The 16,810-nt window shown below is 70.9% G+C and carries 18 protein-coding genes; 7 read left to right on the top strand and 11 right to left on the bottom strand.

Annotated elements, in window-relative coordinates; genetic code table 11:
- Positions 1-134: 134 nt before the first annotated feature.
- Complete coding sequence (locus Q7W02_07985; protein MDO8476125.1) at positions 135-419, top strand: hypothetical protein; 285 nt, start codon at positions 135-137, stop codon at positions 417-419.
- The gene (locus tag Q7W02_07980; protein MDO8476124.1) at positions 398-784 is read left to right on the top strand and encodes a hypothetical protein; all 387 of its coding nucleotides are present in this window, start codon (positions 398-400) and stop codon (positions 782-784) included. Before Q7W02_07985 ends, Q7W02_07980 begins: the two co-directional genes overlap by 22 nt.
- Positions 785-1,021: 237 nt before the next feature.
- Here Q7W02_07980 and Q7W02_07975 read toward each other — a convergent pair whose 3' ends face one another.
- From Q7W02_07975 to Q7W02_07945, 7 genes are all read right to left on the bottom strand, one after another.
- Complete coding sequence (locus Q7W02_07975; GenBank protein ID MDO8476123.1) at positions 1,022-1,516, bottom strand: RDD family protein; 495 nt, start codon at positions 1,514-1,516, stop codon at positions 1,022-1,024.
- Positions 1,513-3,606, bottom strand: coding sequence for a lytic transglycosylase domain-containing protein (locus Q7W02_07970; GenBank protein MDO8476122.1), 2,094 nt, complete (start codon positions 3,604-3,606; stop codon positions 1,513-1,515). The genes Q7W02_07975 and Q7W02_07970 overlap by 4 nt, the downstream gene beginning before the upstream one ends.
- A gap of 9 nt (positions 3,607-3,615) precedes the next feature.
- The gene (locus Q7W02_07965) at positions 3,616-4,203 is read right to left on the bottom strand and encodes a CDP-alcohol phosphatidyltransferase family protein (protein ID MDO8476121.1); all 588 of its coding nucleotides are present in this window, start codon (positions 4,201-4,203) and stop codon (positions 3,616-3,618) included.
- On the bottom strand, positions 4,204-6,909 hold the full coding sequence (gene glnD / locus Q7W02_07960; protein MDO8476120.1) for a [protein-PII] uridylyltransferase: 2,706 nt from the start codon (positions 6,907-6,909) through the stop codon (positions 4,204-4,206).
- A 9-nt stretch (positions 6,910-6,918) separates the two neighbouring features.
- Positions 6,919-8,004 (bottom strand): hypothetical protein, encoded by a 1,086-nt coding sequence (locus Q7W02_07955; protein ID MDO8476119.1) that lies wholly within the window; start codon positions 8,002-8,004, stop codon positions 6,919-6,921.
- An 84-nt stretch (positions 8,005-8,088) separates the two neighbouring features.
- On the bottom strand, positions 8,089-8,598 hold the full coding sequence (locus Q7W02_07950; GenBank protein ID MDO8476118.1) for a cyclic nucleotide-binding domain-containing protein: 510 nt from the start codon (positions 8,596-8,598) through the stop codon (positions 8,089-8,091).
- A 16-nt stretch (positions 8,599-8,614) separates the two neighbouring features.
- Positions 8,615-8,962: a hypothetical protein gene (locus Q7W02_07945; GenBank protein ID MDO8476117.1), complete on the bottom strand. Its 348-nt coding sequence runs from the start codon at positions 8,960-8,962 to the stop codon at positions 8,615-8,617.
- A gap of 59 nt (positions 8,963-9,021) precedes the next feature.
- On the opposite strand from Q7W02_07945, the gene Q7W02_07940 reads away from it, so the two are divergent.
- Together Q7W02_07940 and Q7W02_07935 are read left to right on the top strand one after the other, a co-directional pair.
- Entirely contained in the window at positions 9,022-9,975 is a 954-nt protein-coding gene (locus Q7W02_07940; protein MDO8476116.1) for a P1 family peptidase, read from the top strand.
- Between the two features lie 45 nt (positions 9,976-10,020).
- Positions 10,021-10,440, top strand: a complete 420-nt coding sequence (locus Q7W02_07935) for a DoxX family protein (GenBank protein ID MDO8476115.1) — start codon at positions 10,021-10,023, stop codon at positions 10,438-10,440.
- 26 nt (positions 10,441-10,466) lie between these two features.
- Here the strand turns inward: Q7W02_07935 and Q7W02_07930 are convergent, their stop codons facing one another.
- The 4 genes from Q7W02_07930 to Q7W02_07915 all read right to left on the bottom strand — a co-directional run bounded on the left by Q7W02_07930 (position 10,467) and on the right by Q7W02_07915 (position 14,430).
- Positions 10,467-11,516: a cupin domain-containing protein gene (locus Q7W02_07930; GenBank protein ID MDO8476114.1), complete on the bottom strand. Its 1,050-nt coding sequence runs from the start codon at positions 11,514-11,516 to the stop codon at positions 10,467-10,469.
- Positions 11,517-11,586: 70 nt separating this feature from the next.
- Positions 11,587-12,435 carry an alpha/beta hydrolase gene (locus tag Q7W02_07925; GenBank protein MDO8476113.1) on the bottom strand — a complete coding sequence of 283 codons (849 nt, stop codon included), beginning with the start codon at positions 12,433-12,435 and terminating at the stop codon, positions 11,587-11,589.
- An 8-nt stretch (positions 12,436-12,443) separates the two neighbouring features.
- Entirely contained in the window at positions 12,444-13,739 is a 1,296-nt protein-coding gene (locus Q7W02_07920; protein ID MDO8476112.1) for a homogentisate 1,2-dioxygenase, read from the bottom strand.
- Between the two features lie 25 nt (positions 13,740-13,764).
- A complete protein-coding gene (locus Q7W02_07915) occupies positions 13,765-14,430 on the bottom strand; it encodes a cyclase family protein (GenBank protein ID MDO8476111.1) in 666 nt (221 codons plus the stop codon).
- Between the two features lie 81 nt (positions 14,431-14,511).
- Between Q7W02_07915 and Q7W02_07910 the strand changes: the two genes are divergently transcribed.
- The 3 genes from Q7W02_07910 (at position 14,512) to Q7W02_07900 (ending at position 16,511) form a co-directional block, all read left to right on the top strand.
- Positions 14,512-15,264: a 3-oxoacyl-ACP reductase family protein gene (locus tag Q7W02_07910; GenBank protein MDO8476110.1), complete on the top strand. Its 753-nt coding sequence runs from the start codon at positions 14,512-14,514 to the stop codon at positions 15,262-15,264.
- 4 nt (positions 15,265-15,268) lie between these two features.
- A complete protein-coding gene (locus tag Q7W02_07905) occupies positions 15,269-15,811 on the top strand; it encodes a DinB family protein (protein ID MDO8476109.1) in 543 nt (180 codons plus the stop codon).
- 76 nt (positions 15,812-15,887) lie between these two features.
- Positions 15,888-16,511: an isochorismatase family cysteine hydrolase gene (locus Q7W02_07900; GenBank protein MDO8476108.1), complete on the top strand. Its 624-nt coding sequence runs from the start codon at positions 15,888-15,890 to the stop codon at positions 16,509-16,511.
- Positions 16,512-16,810 lie beyond the last annotated feature (299 nt).

Below are 16,810 nucleotides of genomic sequence, written 5' to 3'. Positions count from 1 at the left end.
TCTCCTTGATGCTAGCAGGTTCGCTTCGAGCTGTGTCACGGGGCTGTGAACTCCCTGTCCCCTTGCCGCGTGGGCTCCTAAAGGCCCCTTTTCCTTGGGCTCCCGCCGACCCGGGGTCTACGATATTAAGTCCTATGACACGCTGGGCGCCGGTGGGGCTCTTCGTTCTGGCCATCCTTGCCGCAGGCTGCGCGGGACTGCCCTCCGGGACCTACTACCCAGCGCCCAACGACCCGAACACGCTCCGCGTGGCCAACATGCTCCACCGGGCCGCAGTCGCCGCCGGCGGCGATCCCGCGCGCTACACCTTCGCCCTCATCAAGACCAGGCAACCGGCGGCCTTCACCGACGAGGACGCGACCTTCTACATCTCGGACACGGGCTCGCGCAGATGCCGATGCCGGTGCTGCAGGCGGTGAGCGCCCACGAGGTGGCCCACGAGGTGCTCGACCATGTCGGCACGCGGCGGCGCATGGCCGTCGGCTTCTTCGTCCCCGGCGTGGGGCTGCTCGATTTCATGGTCAACCCGCTGGTGATACGCGCCTTCTCGCGCAAGCAGGAGCTTGCGGCCGACCAGCGCGCCGTGGAGATCCTGCGCGGCATGGGCGATCCGACGCCGCGCCGGAGCCTTGCCGAGGCGCTCCGCACCGTGGACGAGGCGCCGGTCAGGAGCCAGGAAGGCGAGGGCGGCGCGCTGGACATCCGCCCCTCGCTCAAAGAGCGGCTCAGCGCGCTCGATCCTCTGGAACCCTTGCCCGTGGCGGAGGCCGCGCCCAAGCCCTGAGCCGGGGGTACTGGGCCGATTTGCTTCGCCAGATTTACTCAGCCCTCGTCTCGCGGCGGGGCCGCTCAACTCGAACTTCCATGTTCTCGGTCGCCAGCGACGCTCAACGTACACCCACGTACGCCTCGCGTCCCTGGCTCCCTCGGGCCTGGCCGTTCGAGCTGAGGGGCGTAGCCCCGAGGCGAGAGCTGAGTTGGTCTGGCTCGCAACTTGGCCCAGTACCGAATTGCGGTGCGCTCACGCGCCGAGCGGGCTCACCTCTGCTGGGCCCGGCGCTGCCGCAGCCGGCGCCGCTGATACCACGACCACCCGCGTGCCTGCGAGCCAGTCCGCCAGGCCCCGCCGCTCCGCCGTGAACAGCACGCCCGCATAGCCCAGCCCAAAGCTCGCAACGGACAGGAGCCCGCCGAGACACCGGAGCCCCGCGCGGCCATAGCCGACCGCGCCGCCGTCGCCCCTGACCACCTCGATGCCCAGCGCCATCTTGCCGAGCGACTGCCCGCAGCCCCCGACGAGCACGACGTGGTAGGCGATGTGGAGCGCGAACGCCAGCGCCAGCGTGGCCAGGAGCACCAGCGCCAGGTCGAGGAGATCGCGCGGCGGGTTCTCGAGCGCCCAGAGGCCGATCACGAGCCACATCGAGAAAAGGAGCCAGGCGGCGAGGCCGACCAAGCAGTCGAGGCAGTGGGCCAGCAGCCGGCGCCAGAAGCCGGCCGTGGCCGGCGTCGTCACGGCCGGGCGCCCGCCAGCGGCGCGCCGTAGAGGCGGCGGTACTCCTCCCACGAGAACATCACGCGCCGGACGAAAAAGCGCGTCTCATCGAAGGGGATGAGCTCCACCCAGACCTCGACATCGTCCGTGGCCCGGGCCTTCCACCATTCGCGCACGCGCGCGGGCCCCGCGTTGTAGGCAGCGACGGCCAGCCGCGGCTCCCCGAACTCCTTCATGAGCCCCGCCAGGTCGGCGCTGCCGAGGGCGAGGTTGGCGCCGGGATCGGCCAGCATGTCGTCGCCCGCCGGCAGCCCGCGCCCCTTGGCCAGCTGGCGCGCGGTGTCGGGCATGAGCTGCATGAGCCCGCGCGCGCCCGTGCGCGATCGCGCCTGCGGGTCGAAAGATGATTCCTCGCGCACGACGGCGGCGACGAAATACGGGTCCAGCGCCGCGCGCGTGGCGGCGTCGTTCAGCTCCGTGCGCCAGCCGAGCGGGTAGAAGAAGTCCCAGAAGGCCCGCGGCAGGGCGGCCGGGGCGCTGCGGGCGAGACCGATGAAGTGCCGCCGCAGGATGCGAAGCGATTGGAAGTGTCGCGCCTCCTGCGCGTAGGCGGCCGAGAGCGCGTAGAGCCGACGGAGATCGCCCGTCGAGCGCCGCACGGCCTCGTCCATTTCCTCGTCGGCGAAATCGCCGAGCCCGACGGCGCGGAGCGCCTCGACGCGCGCGTATGGCGCGTCGGCCTGGAGCGTCTCGCGCGGGTCGACCGGCAGCGAGGCCGCGAGCTGGGCCGAGCGGGGGTTGCGGCCCTGGTTCGGCTGGGCGCGCGGCGCGCGGTGCGCTGCCAATACGCCGTAATAGCTGCGCGGCGCCTCGGCCACGACACTGGCGAACTGCCTGGCCGCGCCTTCCGCATCCCCGCGCTGCTCATGCGTGCGCCCGATCCAGTACATCGAGGCGTCGCGATAGCCCTGGCTCGCCGTCCGGACGCCCAGGATGCGGCCCCAGCGCTCGGCGGCCTCGGCATACTCTGCGCGCAGCCACGAAAGCCAGCCGAGCCGCCACGCCGCGCGTAGCCCCTCCTCGGACTCCGGATAGCCGTGCGCCAGCCTGAGATACGCGGGCTCGGCCGACTTCGGGTCGGGGCCCGATTCGAGGAGCCGCGCCTTGAGCAGGAGCGCCTCGGGGACTTCCGGCGCCTTCGGGGAATCGGCAACGAGCCGATCCACCGCGGCGATGGCGCCGTCCCGGTTCTTCCTCTGCTGGATCTTCGCTGACTCGAGGAGCCACGGCGCGCGCTTGTCGGCGGGCGACAGCCCGAGCCCGCGGTTGACCGCGGTGAGCGCCACATCGTCGCGCCCCGAGCGCCGCGCGCCGTCCACCACCACGCGGAGCGCCTTCAGCGTCAAGTCAACGGGCGGCGCTCCGGCGAGGACCGCCTCCGCCTCGGTGCGCGCCTGGTCACCGACACCGGCTGCCGCCAGGCGCTCCGCGCGCTCGACGCGCTGAGCCGGGGTGAGTGGGGCCACGGGAAGACGTCGCGCCTCGAGGGCGCGAAGCTCCCGCGCCGCTGCATCGGCCTGCGGCGTCGAGGGGGCGGAAAGCCAGAGATCGCGGAACGCGACCGCGGCCTCGCCCGCGCGCCCAGCCGCTGCGAGAGACTGGCCCATGCGGAGCCGCGCCCGCGGCGCCAGGGCGTGGTCGGGGAACCGGTCGAGGAATCGGCGCCAGAGCCCGGCCGCGCCCGCGTCGTCTCCAATCCGCGAAGCCTGTTCGGCGGCCAGGAGAAGCGCGGGCGGCGCGGCGCGGCTGTCGGGCGCGGCGTCGGCGGCCTGCTGCGCCGCGGCGCGCGCGGCGGAGGCGTCGCCAAGGCGCGCCAGGCTCTCGGCCTGGTGGAGCAGCGCGTACTCGGCGATAGGGGATGCAATGCGGCCGACCTCGCCGAGCTCGCGCGCGGCCTGCGCCCAGTCCTGGGCCCTGTACGCGCCGAGCGCGGCGGCGAAGCGCTCGCGCGCCTCGGGCGACAAGCGCGGGACCGTGGGCCCTGCCGCCCGGACGGGGACGGTGAGCGCCAGGAGGGCGAGGCATCCGACGGCAGCGAGCGCCCGTCGCATATCTTGAGTCTACCGCACGGACGTGTCGCGGACGATCTTCCGGGTGTAGACGATCCGCTGGATCGCCGTCACGTTGGTCAGCACGGCGAGCAATGCCATGGCGGGCGTGAGCAGATGGAACGTCGCCCCCGCGATGAGAGCGATGAGCCGCTCCGGACGCTCCATCACGCCGATCTCGCAGCTCACGCCGATGGACTGGGCGCGCGCCTTCGTGTAGCTGACCATGACCGTGCCGGCGAGCGTGGCCATGGTCAGGATCGCGCCCGGCGTGTCGGCCGTGTGCTCGTAGTAGACCAGGATGCCGAGCAGGACGGCCAAGTCCGAGTAGCGATCCACCACGGAATCGAGGAACGCGCCGTAGTCGCTGTCCGAGCCCGCGAGGCGCGCGACCGCACCATCGAAGAAGTCGAAGAGCCCCGCCACCGCGAGCAGCGCCGCCCCCCAGCGCAGGCGCCCCACGGAGAAGACGTAGGCCGCAGCGATGCTCACGCCAAGCCCCAGCACGGTGAGATGGTTCGGGCGGACCCGCGCGCGAAGGAGGAGCCGCGCGACAGGGTCGAAGAAGCGGTGCAGCGGGGCCTTGTAGTGACCGAGCATCTACAGCGGCTTCAGGAGCGCGTCTTCCAGCGCTCCGCGCACGCGGGCCATCTCGTCGGGATCTTCGATGCGGAGGCCGTGCGGGTCCGCGACGTAGAAGGTGTCGAAGGCGTGGTCGATGTCCGTGGCGATGCGCGCGCTCGCGATCGACAGCTCGAACCCCGCCAGCGTCCGGGTGATGAGGTGGAGGAGGCCCACGCGGTCTGGGCACTTGACCTCGACCACGGTGTGCGTGTCCGAGAGGTGGTTGTCCACGGAGACCTTGGCCGGGCCCGGGACCGGCTCGTCGCCGGAGCGGCTGCCCCGCCGCACGGCGAGGAGCTCCTCCACCGTCTGCTCGCCCAGGAGCACGCGGCGCAGCGACTGGAGCGTCCGGCGCCAGCGCGCCTCCTCGGTCACCGCCTCGCCGAAGGGGTCGTTGACCTGGAAGGTGTCGATGGCGATGCCGTCGGCGCGCGTGTGGATCTGGGCCGAGAGGATGTTGATGCCGTTGGCGGCCAGGCTGCCCGCGATGAGGGAGAAGAGCCCCGGCACGTCGCGCGTGACGATGACGAGGTCCGAGGAGCCCAGGTCCGGGTGGTGGAAGAGCTCGGTCGCCACCAGCTCGTCCTCGAGGCGCTCGATGAGCCTCATGTGCGCCGCGATCCTCGCCGCCGGTGTCGTCGACAGGTAGCGCTCCGAGGTCATGGCGAGGTGCCCCGGCACCGCGCGCTTGAGGCCCGCGTCCCGGAGCTCGGCCAGGACGCGCTGGGCGACGTCTTGGAGCGTGAGCTTCTCAGGGCGGCCGCCCGTCAACCGCTGGAGCGCGGCGCCGTAGAGCTCCCAGAGGATCTGCGCCTGCCAGCCCGTCATGACGCCGGGGCCGACGGCGCGCATGTCGGCGAAGGTGAGGAGGTAGAGCTTGCGGAGGCGCTCGGGCGTGCCGCAGAGCGCGGCCAGCGCCTCGACCGTCTTGGGATCGTTGACGTCGCGCCGCTGGGCGATGTGCGAGAGCGCGACGTGCTGGGCGACCAGGAAGACCACCGCGCCTGCGGCCTCTCCCTCGAGCCCGATGCGCGCCGTCAGCTCCTCGGCGAGCGGAATGCCCTTGGCGACGTGGCCGTGCCCCTTGCCCTTGCCGATGTCGTGCAGGAGCATGCCCAGCATCAGGAGGTCCGGCCGGTGGACCTCGTTCAGGACCTGCGCGATCCCTTCGGAGGAGGCGGACGCGCCCGGCGCCAGCGCCTCGAGGTTCTCCACGGCGAGGAGCGAGTGCTGGTCCGCCGTGAACTTGTGGTAGACGTCGTACTGGACGAGGCAGGTCAGCGCGTCCCACTCGGGCAGGTAGCGCCCGAGAAAGCCCACCTCGTGCATCTGGCGGAGCGTCTGCGCCACGCGCCCCCAGTTCCGGCAGATGTCGAGGAAGAGCTCGCGCGCCTCCGGCGAGCGGCGGAAGCCGTCGTCCACGAGGTCGAGGGCCTCCTCGACCGCCCGCTCCACGTCCACGCCCAGCTCGAACCCGAGCCGGTGCGAGTGCCAGAAGGCCTTCATGAGCCGCGCGGGCTCGGCGCGGAAGTCACGGCCGTCCGCGTGGACGAGGTGGATGCGCTCGTCCATCACGAAGAGCCCGTCGGCCAGCGCCGCCTGGCGGAGCCGGCGCAGCGCGGTGCCTCTCCGCGAGAGCGTCTCCTGGCAGCGCGCGATCAGGCGGCTCGACACCCGGTGGATGACGCGGGCGTGGAGGTAGTAGTCGCGCATGAATTTCTCGACGTCGAGCGAGACCTCGTCGCTCTCGTACCCGAAGTGCTTGGCGATCTGCGGTTGAACGTCGCGCGAGAGCACGTCGTTCTTGTGGCCCGAGAGGAAGTGGAGCTCGTTACGCACGCGCCAGAGAAAGGTCAGGGCCGCATCCGTCAGCCGCTCCTCGCGCTGGGTGATCAGCCGCTTCTCGAGGAGATCCCGCAGGGTGCGCGCGCCGAATTTGGTCGAGGCGAGCCACATCGCCGTGTGGAGGTCTCGCAGGCCGCCCGCCGACTCCTTGACGTTGGCCTCGCCCATGTAGGGCGAGCCGCCAAACTTCCGGTAGCGCTGGTCCCGCTCGGTCAGCGCCGTCTCCAGGAACTGGCCGAAGTCCTTGCGGTAGACGTTCTCTGCCAGCACGCGGCGGAAGCGCTGGAAGAGCCGCCGGTCGCCGATCACGTAGCGCGCCTCCTGCATGGAGGTGCGCGACGCGAAATCCGTGCGGGCCATGGCGACGCAGTCGGGAAGACTCCGGACCGAATGCCCGACCGTCAGCCCCAGGTCCCACAGCGTGTAGAGCAGCACCTGCGTGACGCGCTGGACGAAGGGCCCCATCTCGCCGTCGTAGATGACCATGAGGTCCAGGTCGGAGAGCGGGCCCAGCTCCCCGCGCCCGTAGCCGCCCAAGGCCACGAGCACGATCGCCCCGGGGACGGCGCCCTCCTTCTTGGCGTCCGCCACGGCCAGGCGGAAGATCGTCGAGAGGAAGCCGTCCATGAAGGCCGCATAGGCCTGCACCGACTGCTGGCCCGAGGCGCCGCCGAGGTGGGCGGCCTTGAGGAAATCGACGTTCTGGGCGAGGTGCTGGCGGAGGAGCTCGAGCCTCAGCCGGCGCCGGCGCTCCGCACCTTCGGCGGCCGTGCCTTCGAAGCCCCGCTCCGCCTGCGCCTCCACGCGCCGAAGTTGGTGGAACAAGTCCGCAGACATGCAGAAACCCTACATGGCAGGACCAGGGATGTCAAACGTGGCGCGGACTTGGACGGCGGGATAGAATAACAACCCATGAGACGGATCTGGCGCGAGGCGCTCAGAGCGGTGACGCCCTATGAGGCAGGCAAGCCGCTCGAGGCCCTCGAGAAGGAGCTGGGGCTCCAGGCCGTCCTCAGACTCTCGGCCAACGAGAACCCCCTGGGCCCTTCCCCGATCGTCATCGAAGCGCTGTGCCGTGAAGCCTCGCGCGCCCACCTCTACCCGGACGGCGGCTCGACGGCGCTCCGCGAAGCGATCGGGCGGCGGCTGGGTGTTCCTCCCGGCTGGATCATCGCCGGCAACGGCGGCGACGAGATCCTGGGGCTCATCGCGCGCGCGGCCTTCGAGCCCGGCGACGAGATCCTGATGCCGCACCCGGCCTTCGAGCCCTACGACATCGAGGCGCGCCTCTCGGGCGCCACGCCCGTCAGAAGCCCGCTCAAGGGCTACGACACCGATCTCGACGACATCCTGGCGCGCGTGACCCCGCGCACCAAGACCGTCTTCCTCTGCACGCCTCACAACCCGGCGACGACCATTGTCAGGCGCGGGCCGCTCGAGCAGTTCCTCGCCGGGCTCGGCGATGATCCGCCGCTCGTGGTCCTCGACGAAGCGTACCGCGATTTCTGCGACGATCCGGAGACCGCCGACGGCGTCCAACTCGCGAAGCGGTACCCGCGGCTGATCTCGCTCCGCACCTTCTCGAAGATCGCGGGGCTGGCGGGGCTGCGGGTGGGCTACGCGGTGGCGCAGCCGGAGGTCATCGGCTGGCTGGGCCGCGTGCGCGCGCCCTTCAACGTCAGCCGCTTCGCCCAGGTCGCGGGCGTCGCGGCGCTCGAGGATGTCCCGCATCTCGAGCGGACGCGCGCGCTCATCCTCGCCGAGCGCCCGAGGCTCCTCGCGGAAGTGGCGCGGCGCGGCGCGCCCGCGCCCCCCTCGCAGTCGAACTTCATCCTCCCGCGTGTCGGCGGGCAGGCGGACGCGCTCAGGGCGGCTCTCCTCAAGGCGGGGATCCTGGTACGGGACGGCGCGGCCGTGGGCTTCCCCGGCCACCTGCGCATCTCGATCAGCACGCGCGAGAACAACAACCGCCTGCTCGAAGCCTGGGACCGCCCCGCCCGGAGATTCGCCCGCGGGCTAACTGCGGTCGGCGCTCTCGAGCGAGCGGATGCGGCGGGACAGCGTGACGAGGAGCCGCTGGGTCAACTCGGGCACCTCGCGCAGCAGCTCCTGGAAGTTCTTCCTGTCGATCACCAGCACGCGGAGCGACGTCGCCGCCCGCACCGTCACGGAGCGCGGGCCTCCGTCGAGGAGGCTCATCTCGCCGAAGAAATCGCCGGGCTTGAGAAAGACCCGCTTCTTGCCCGGCTTCTCCACGGCCGCCGACCCGTCGAGGATGACGAAGAACTCGTCGCCGGGCTGCCCGGCCCGCGTGAGCGACGTGCCGGCGGGCACCTCCACCACGCGCGAGATGTCGGAGAGCGAGCGCAGCTGCTTCTGGGTGCAGTCGGCGAGCAGCGGGACTTCCTCCAGGTGACGGATCTTCTCGTCATGGCTCACGCGAGGCCCGGAGGGCTCCGCCCGGCGCAGCGCGTCCTTGAGGTCCTGCGGGATGGAGCCGTCGAGGATCCTGCCGATCAGTTCCATGCGGCCTCCTTCGGCGCTACCGCCGAGCGGGCGGCTTGGCGGCCCGCGTCTTGTCGTCCCCCGCCTTGGCCGCCGCTGCCCGCTCGGCGTGCAGCGCGCGGAGCTCCCGCTCGAGCTTGCCGATGCGCTCCTGGGCCAGAGCCGCCTGCAAGCGCAGGTCCTCGGCTTCCTTGTAGACGCGCGTCATTTCCTTCTGGAGCTTGGCCGCTTCGTGCCGCGCGCCGGACCACTTGCCCCAGAGCACCGCCGACAGCACCACGAGGACCAGGCAGGCGGCGATGAGGGCCCACGGACGCCGCGGCGGCCGCTCGTCCCGCAACGGGCCGGCGTCCTGCTCGTCCTCTGGGGAGCGATCCCTGCGCATGTCGCTTCGAGACTAGCATCACGGGGTCGGGCGCCGCCAGAATTTGCTAGAGTGCGTCCGTGATTCCGGGCGTCCACGTGGGACACGTCACCGATCTCCGGTCGCTCACCGGCTGCACGGCCATCCTGCCTGAGCGGCCGGCGGTGGGCGCGCTCGAGATCGCCGGCTGGGCGGCGGGGGTCCACGGCATCGAGTTCCTCGACCCCCGCCACCTGGCGCCGACGGTAGACGGTATCGTCTTAGCGGGAGGCAGCGCCTTCGGCCTCGAGGCCGTCTGGGGCGCGATGGAGTATCTCGAGGAGCATGGCCGGGGCTTCCCGGTCTCCCGCACCGTGGTGCCGCACGTCGCGGGCGCGATCATCTTCGATCTGAACGTGGGCGACCACCGCGTCCGGCCGGACCGCGCCATGGGCTACGCCGCGTGCGCCGCGGCCCGGCCGGGGCCGGTGGAGGAAGGCAGCGTGGGCGCCGGGACGGGCGCGACGGTGGGGAAGCTCTACGGCATCGAGCGCGCCATGCGCGGCGGCCTCGGCGTCTCGCGCGTGGAGCGGGACGGCGTCGTCACGGCCGCGCTCATGGTCGTCAACGCCGTCGGCGACGTGCGCGACCCCGTCACGGGCCGCCTCATCGCGGGAGCGCGGGACGCGGCCGACGGCAGGCGGCTGGTGGACTCCGCCGCGGCCCTCGAGAGCGGCGCGCCGCCTCCCGGATTCCGCCCCGTCAACACCACCATCGGCGTCGTCGTCACGTCGGCCGCCCTCGGCAAGGCCGAAGCCGCGCGCGTGGCGCGGCTGGGCCTCCAGGGTTTCGAGCGGGCGCTCTCTCCCCCGCACCTGCCGACGGACGGCGACGCCCTCTTCTGCCTGTCTGTCGGGGACGCGCGGGCCGATCTCGCGTCGCTGGGCAGGGCGGCGGCGGAGGCCGTGGCGGCGGCGATCGCGCGTGCCGTGCTCTGCGCGACACCCCTGCCGGGCCTCCCGACGGCGCGGGAGATCGAAGCCCAGAATTCTTGAAGTGCCGCGCGCGCGACGGGGTAGAATCCGGTACTAGAGGCTGATGTGAGCCCACTCGGCGCCACCGTCCTCCGGATCATGCTGGGCGTGACCTTCATCGCCCACGGTTACTACATCTACGACGTGGTCACTTCCGACGTCCTCAGCGTGATGATCAACAAGCGGCTCGGCCTGCCCCTCGGCGACTACGTCACGTCGTATATACTCCTCGCCCACTTCGTCGGCGGCGTCATGCTGATCCTCGGGGTCTTCACACGCATTGCGGCGATGGCGAACCTGCCCATCATGATCGGGGCGGTGTTGCTGTTCCACTTCGACCAGGGGTTCTTCCTGCGAGGGGTGATCATCGACGCCGCGCGGGGCAAGGCGGACGTGGTGGGCTACGAATACGCGCTGTTCGTCCTGGCTGCGACCCTCGCCCAGTGCTTCCTAGGCACGGGCGCCATCGGGCTGACCAAAAGCTAGCCGGTCCCTCAGCGCCCGCGGAAGGATCAGCGCGTTTCTTCCATCCAGAGCCCGACCGCGCGCAGCGCCGGCTCGTCGTTGAAGTGGAAGAGACAGGCCGGAGCCGACGCCGAAAGATTCTGGTGCTGGACCCACTGCCAGGGCGGAACGGCGACACAGTCACCCTGCTCCCAGGTAAACGTCTCGTCGCCGATCTTGCTCTCGCCGCGGCCTTCGATCACGTGGAAGACCCCGCTCGCGGTCCGGCGCTCTGCCGGCGTCCGCTCGCCTGAGCGCAGCCACTGCGCCTCGCAGCCCATCGTGCGGAGCGGAAAGGTCCCGGTCCGCGGGTTGACGTAGCGCAGGATGACGGGCCGATCGCCGGGGGCGGCGGCCGCCATGGCCGCGAGCGCTCCCCGCACGGCGCTCCACGGCCAGCGCACCTGCGGATAGCCCGTGTCCTCGTAGCGCGAGGCGCGCGGGACGACACCCGCGGCGGTCAGCTCATCCTGCGACGAGTCGATGGCCGTCGCCGGGGCGGCGGCCGGGCGCATCTTCGACGCCCAGGCCGCCTCGAAGCTCCGCACGAGCGGGATGTCGAGCCCGTCGAGCCAGATCACGGGTTCCGTTCCGTCGTGGCCGTGGTCGTGCCAGCGCATCGGCGGTGTGATGATCAAGTCGCCCGGCTCCATGGCGCACTTGACGCCGTCCACCGTCGTGAAAGCGCCCCGCCCCTCGACGATCAGCCTGAGCGCGGCCGGGGTGTGGTGGTGGCTCGGCGCGGTCTCGCCCGGCAGGATGATCTGGAGCCCCGCGAACAAGGTCGCCGTCGCCGCGTACGCGCCGCCCAAGCCCGGGTTGCGCAGCACGAGCACGCGGCGCTCGGCCTGCTCGATCGGCACGAGGCGCGCCGCCTCGAGCAGCGGCCCGCGCATCTCGGTCCAGCGCCAGCGGTGGGGCACGGCCTGCGTGACGCGCTCCTGCGGCAAGAGCGCGTGCAGCGCCGTCCACAGCGGCGCCAGGGAGAGCCGGTCCAGCCCCGCAGAGTACTCGGCGGGTAAGTTCGGATCGCGGGTCGTCATCGAGCTGGAATCCACGTTCATCTCCACCCACGTGACGTAGGAAAGCGCTTCAGCATACGGGCGCCCGCAGGAGCCGTCAAGAACGTCACCGGCCCCCTGCCGGGCTGGGCGTCACGACCCGATCGAGCCAGGTTGTCACGATGGAGCAGAAGCCCGCGGGGTCGTCGAGGATCAAGTGGTGCCAGGCGTCCTTCACCTCGGCGAACTGGCCGCGCTGCACCGCGGTCGCGACGCGGAGCCACGCGTCGCGGTCCATGATCCGGCTGCCCTCGCCGCGCACCACGAGCGTGGGGCAGACGACGCCGGGAAGCAGCGGCCAGGCGTCGGGCCGCGCCTGGGTGAAGACGCGACGATCGACCGCGTAGTGCCAGACGCCGGGCGTCCGTTCGACGACGGCCGTCTCGCCGAGATGGCGGATCCAGTCCGCGGGCGCCTTCGTCTCCGGCGGAGAGAGCCGGTAGCGCGAGCCCGCCTCGGACGGATTCGCGAATTCAGGGCCCGGGCGCTCGACCTGCTTGAGCGCCCAGGCCGTCTCGTCCTCCGACCATTGGGTCATGGTGTCGGTGATGACGAGGGCGCCCACCCGATCTGGGTGCCGGGCGGCGAGATACGCGCCGACGTAGCCTCCCAGCGAATGGCCGATGACGAGCGGCGAGCGCCAACCGAGCGCGTCGAGGACGGCGACGATGTCGGCCGCGTAGTCAGCGGGCCGGTAGGCAGGGGGCTCGCACCAGCCGCTGCCGCCGTGGCCGCGCAGATCGAGCGCGGCGACGGAGTAGCGCTCGGCCAGGAGCGGCGCGGTCCAGTCCCACCAGTGGCTGTGGGCTGCCAGCGAGTGGAGGAGGAGCGCCGGCGTCCTGCCGGGCTCGCCCCACTCGTGGAGCCGGAGGCGAAGCCCGTTCGCCTCGATGTCGCGCGCGGCGCCGCAGGCCATCCTATGCCCTACTCCTCCGATGCTCCCGGCCTCAGCTTGTCGCGGGCATCCGCCAGGCGCTCGGCCTCGCTCCGCACCTTCGCCAATCGCCCCGGGTCGTAGAGAAAGCGCGGCTCCGTCGTGTAGCCCGACCAGCTCGCCATGTAGTCGGGCCGCGACAGCCCGAGCGCGAAGTCGGAGATCTTCGCCGGGTTGGCGAAGTCCGCCATGATGCCGACCTCTTCGAAGATCTGCGGGCGCTTGTCGTCGAGAAGCGCCCCGAGGGCCTTGGGATGGGGCCCGTGGGGCAGGCCCACCGGATGGACCGAAACCATGCCCTCCGAAAAGACTCCGCCGCGGCTGAAGAACTTGCCGGTGTGGTACCCGAGGGTCTCGCAGTAGTCGAGATTGTTGTGGAAGAAGGGCACCCAGAGCCCTTCCTTCTCGGCCGAGCGCACGGTGAAGACGCAGATGTAGCAGCCGGGAAGGATGAAGACCGTATGGCCGGAGGGCGGCACGTGCGAGCGGTCGGCGACGAGGGGACGCACGTCCTCCACCGCAAACTTGTACGGCAGGTAGGTCCCGCGCCAGCCGACGGCGTCGAACGGATGTGTCGGGTGCACGCGGCGCGCGTAGGTGCCGTCGGTCTTCGAGACGATCTCGAAGCGCCCGGCTTCGTTGCGCGTATCGAGCGAGCGCGGAAACTTGTAATCGCTCCGGCTGTGGGTGAGGAACTGCCCCGTCGTCACGGCCTCGGCTTTCTCCGGGTCGCCCGCGAAGCTCTCGTAGACCCAGTAGTACTGCGGGCCCGGGTCGCACTCGAAGCGGTGCGTGATGCCCTTGGGGATGATCAGGAAGTCGCCCTTGCGGTAGGCGATGGGGCCGAACGTGGTCTCGAGCGTGCCCGAGCCCTCGTGGACGAAAAAGACGAGGGTGGCCGAGTGGTGCTCGAAGAAATAGTCCATCGGCGCGGCCGGCGCCGTCACGTTCATCGCCGCCGTCGCGTTGGCGATCAGGCGCCCCATGCCGCGATAGACGTCGCGCGGCGCCTCGGGCTTGAGCACTCCGAGGGCGTGGTGGACGCCGCCGACAGGACGGAGCGCCGACTCCCAGTGCGGGGAGAAGGTCGCGCCGTCGAGCAGCCGGCTCTCCTCGGGCAGCCAGTTCGTGGGCGGGTAGAGGTGGTAGGTGTGGCTGACCTTGCCGGCGAAACCGCCGCGACCGTGCTCCTGCTCGTACACGTGACGCATGAGCGGCCCCGCGTGCGGCGCGCGCGGCACGATTCCGACCTCGGGGATCCCGCTGAAGTACTCGAACTTCTCCATGGCTCGCCTCCTGAGTCAGCGCTGCCTAGACGGTGGCGAAGAAGCGCGCGGGCGCGCCCTCGGTGCCCGCGATCTTGTAAAAGGGCGCGGCGAAGTCCACGCGGCGGCGAGGCAGCGCGCCCAGATTGGTCAGTCCTTCCATGATGACCACGCCCGCGCCGAGGATGACCCGGTGCATCGCGAAGTCCTCGGAGGTGAAGTCAGCCAGCCGCGCGCAGTACTCCTCGAAGAAATCGAAGCCGATGTTTTTCGGGCCCCGGTCTACCAGCCACTGCGCGGACTCCGGCGGGAAGTACGGCGACTGGGTGAAGTAGTCGGGCCACGTCCCGTACATCTTGTCGGTCCAGCCGGTGCGCAGCAGTACGATATCACCGCGCTTCACGTCGCCAGCGCCGGCCGTCTTGAGGTCGTCGATCGTGATCGCGTGATTGGCGCCGACCCAGGAGAGGTCCACCACCAGCGCCTCTCCCATCACCTGGTCCAGCGAGATCTCCGCGGTCGTGATGCCGTTCTTGAAGACGTGGAGCGGCGAGTCGATGTGCGCCCCGGTGTGGAGGCTCTGGTGGACGCTCGAGACCTGCCAGAAGCCGGGGCCCCGATTGTGCGGCGTGACCTCGAGCCGCATGTTGGTCGAAGGCGGGCTCATGGTGCTCGAGTCCACGGTGACGGACAGATCGACGAAGCGGCCCATGCGGTCCCCTTTCCCGGCGGTCAAGACTAGCACCGGCGCTCCGTGTATGCTATCCGTCCCATCCAGCGAAAGGGGTGCGCCATGCGGCTCGACGGGAAGGTCGCGATCGTCACGGGCGCGGCGAAGGGGATAGGCGCCGCCATCGTGGAGGCGTGCGCTCGCGAGGGCGCGCGGGTCGCCGCGCTCGATCTGGACGGCGCGGGGGTCGAGGCCCTCGCAGCGGCGCAGCGGGGGCGCGGAGCCGACGTGTTGGCAATCCGGACAGACGTAACCCACTCGGCGGACATCGCCCAAGCGCTCGACGCCGTGCTCGCGCGCTGGGGACGGGTGGACATCCTCGTCAACAACGCTGGCGGCTTCGCGGTGATCCGCGCCACCGAGGACATCACGGAACAAGAGTGGCAGGCCATCCTCGCCTCCAACCTGACCAGCGTCTTCCTCTGCTCCAAGGCCGTGCTCCCGATCATGAAGCGGCAGCGTTACGGCCGGATCGTGAACCTGGCTTCCGTGGTCGGCCGCGCCGGCGCGGTCCGCGTCACGTCCCACTACGCGGCGGCCAAGGCCGGCGTGATCGGGTTCACGCGTCACCTGGCCCTCGAGGTCGGTGCCGACGGCATCACCGTCAACGCGGTCGCGCCCGGCACCACCGCGACCGAGCGCGTGCTCAAGGCCCGGACCCCCGAGGAGACGCGGCGGGTGGCCGAGGCTATCCCCGTGAGGCGCCTCGGCGAGCCCGGGGAGATCGCCGATGCCGTCGTCTTCCTTGCCTCGGACTCGGCTGCCTTCATCAACGGCGCTACGCTCGATGTCAACGGCGGCCAGGTCATGGCGTGAGCAGATGACCGATACGCTCCTCGTCGAAGCGCGCCGCGAGCTGGCGCGGCTGCCGATGGTGCTCGAGGCCCTGCTGGCCGGTCTCGACTCGGCGGGCGCGCGGACGCGACCGGCGCCGGACGAGTGGTCGCCGGTCGAGATCCTCTGCCACCTGCGCGATGAGGAGACCGAAGACTTCGGCGACCGCCTGCGCGTCATCGTGGACGGCGCGGATGAATTCGCGCCGATCGATCCGGAGCGCTGGGCCAAAGAGCGGCGCTACCACGAGGCGAGCCTGCCCGATGTGCTCGAGTCGCTTCGCGCGCGTCGCCAGGCCAGCCTCGACCTGCTCGCCTCCGTCTCACCGGAGACGCTGAAGGGATCGCGGCCTCACGAACGGCTCGGCCGCCTCTCCGGCCTCGACATCCTCGCGGCATGGGTGGCCCACGACCGCATCCATCTGGCTCAGCTCGCCGGGACACTCGCGCGGACCTGGGCGCTTCGATGGGTGCCCCTCCGGGCCGAATACGCGGGCCCTATTCCCTACTCGCCGGACCCGCAGCGATGACCGTATCCCCCGCCGCGGGGCAGGCCGGTTGCCATCCCCTGGCGCGCTGTGCTACTTGTCTCCCGGGCTCCCATCCATGATCCGACTCGATCCCAAGACGACAGCGGCCATCGCGATCGACATGCACCGAGGGCATCTCGACCCCTCGGTCGCCACGCTGCCGTTGCCCGCCGAGCGCTGCGGCCCCGTGATCAAGCGCGCCGCCGCGCTCCTGGCAGGCCTTCGCGAGCGCGCCGTCCGCGTCATCCACGTCGTCACCGAGTACCGAGATCCCGGCGAGATCGCGGCCAACCCGTTCTGGAGAGCCGCGCACGATGATCCTGGGAAGGCCCGGCGCGGCATCCTCGCCCATAACCTGGCCGGCGGCCCGGGCACGGAGATCATCCCCGATCTGCTGGACCCGGGCGATCTTATCGTGCGCGGAAAGAAACGCTACAGCTCCTTCCACGGCACGGATCTCGAGTTCGTCCTGCGCGGGCTCGGCGTGGACACCGTGATCCTGGCAGGCATCAATACGACCACCTGCGTTCTCTGCGCCGCTTTCGAAGCCACCAACCTCGACTTCCGCGTGGTGATCGCTAGCGAGGCCGTGGACTCGATGGACGGGGAGGAGATGCACCGCTTCGCGCTCCGGCTCATGGCCGCCGCTACCGGCTGGCCTCTCGGCAACGACGATATTTTCCAAGCGCTCGGCAGGTAAACATCCCTTCGGGGTTCGATAAGGAGAGGTTCATGCGCAAGGTACCTTCGATTGCCGTCGTGATCGGCGCCGCCCTCGTGCGCGCCTTACCGGCCCGAGGACTTGCTGAAGAACCCCGTCTACTCGCGCGACTACCCGCCGTGCACCAAGCGCTAGCCCCCCCTCACCCTGCCCTCTCCCCCTTGTATCATGCAGACACCGGCCAAGAAGACTGGCCGGGTGAAGGTGGGCGGGAGCCCGTTTCCCCCTCGGTCGACCGAGACCGTCCCGGAGCTTGGGGCCCCGTCCGCCGCTTCACG

The organism is Candidatus Rokuibacteriota bacterium, assembly GCA_030647435.1.
GTDB lineage: Bacteria > Methylomirabilota > Methylomirabilia > Rokubacteriales > CSP1-6 > AR37.
This window is presented reverse-complemented; position numbering and strand designations above follow the sequence as displayed.

Bases quoted from the DNA above. Each gene is read 5' to 3' on its own strand.
- Q7W02_07985 (MDO8476125.1), top strand. From the start codon at position 135: ATGACACGCTGGGCGCCGGTGGGGCTCTTCGTTCTGGCCATCCTTGCC.
- Q7W02_07980 (MDO8476124.1), top strand. From the start codon at position 398: ATGCCGGTGCTGCAGGCGGTGAGCGCCCACGAGGTGGCCCACGAGGTG.
- Q7W02_07970 (MDO8476122.1), bottom strand. From the start codon at position 3,606: ATGCGACGGGCGCTCGCTGCCGTCGGATGCCTCGCCCTCCTGGCGCTC.
- Q7W02_07965 (MDO8476121.1), bottom strand. From the start codon at position 4,203: ATGCTCGGTCACTACAAGGCCCCGCTGCACCGCTTCTTCGACCCTGTC.
- glnD (MDO8476120.1), bottom strand. From the start codon at position 6,909: ATGTCTGCGGACTTGTTCCACCAACTTCGGCGCGTGGAGGCGCAGGCG.
- Q7W02_07950 (MDO8476118.1), bottom strand. From the start codon at position 8,598: ATGGAACTGATCGGCAGGATCCTCGACGGCTCCATCCCGCAGGACCTC.
- Q7W02_07945 (MDO8476117.1), bottom strand. From the start codon at position 8,962: ATGCGCAGGGATCGCTCCCCAGAGGACGAGCAGGACGCCGGCCCGTTG.
- Q7W02_07925 (MDO8476113.1), bottom strand. From the start codon at position 12,435: ATGGCCTGCGGCGCCGCGCGCGACATCGAGGCGAACGGGCTTCGCCTC.
- Q7W02_07920 (MDO8476112.1), bottom strand. From the start codon at position 13,739: ATGGAGAAGTTCGAGTACTTCAGCGGGATCCCCGAGGTCGGAATCGTG.
- Q7W02_07915 (MDO8476111.1), bottom strand. From the start codon at position 14,430: ATGGGCCGCTTCGTCGATCTGTCCGTCACCGTGGACTCGAGCACCATG.
- Q7W02_07910 (MDO8476110.1), top strand. From the start codon at position 14,512: ATGCGGCTCGACGGGAAGGTCGCGATCGTCACGGGCGCGGCGAAGGGG.
- Q7W02_07905 (MDO8476109.1), top strand. From the start codon at position 15,269: ATGACCGATACGCTCCTCGTCGAAGCGCGCCGCGAGCTGGCGCGGCTG.
- Q7W02_07900 (MDO8476108.1), top strand. From the start codon at position 15,888: ATGATCCGACTCGATCCCAAGACGACAGCGGCCATCGCGATCGACATG.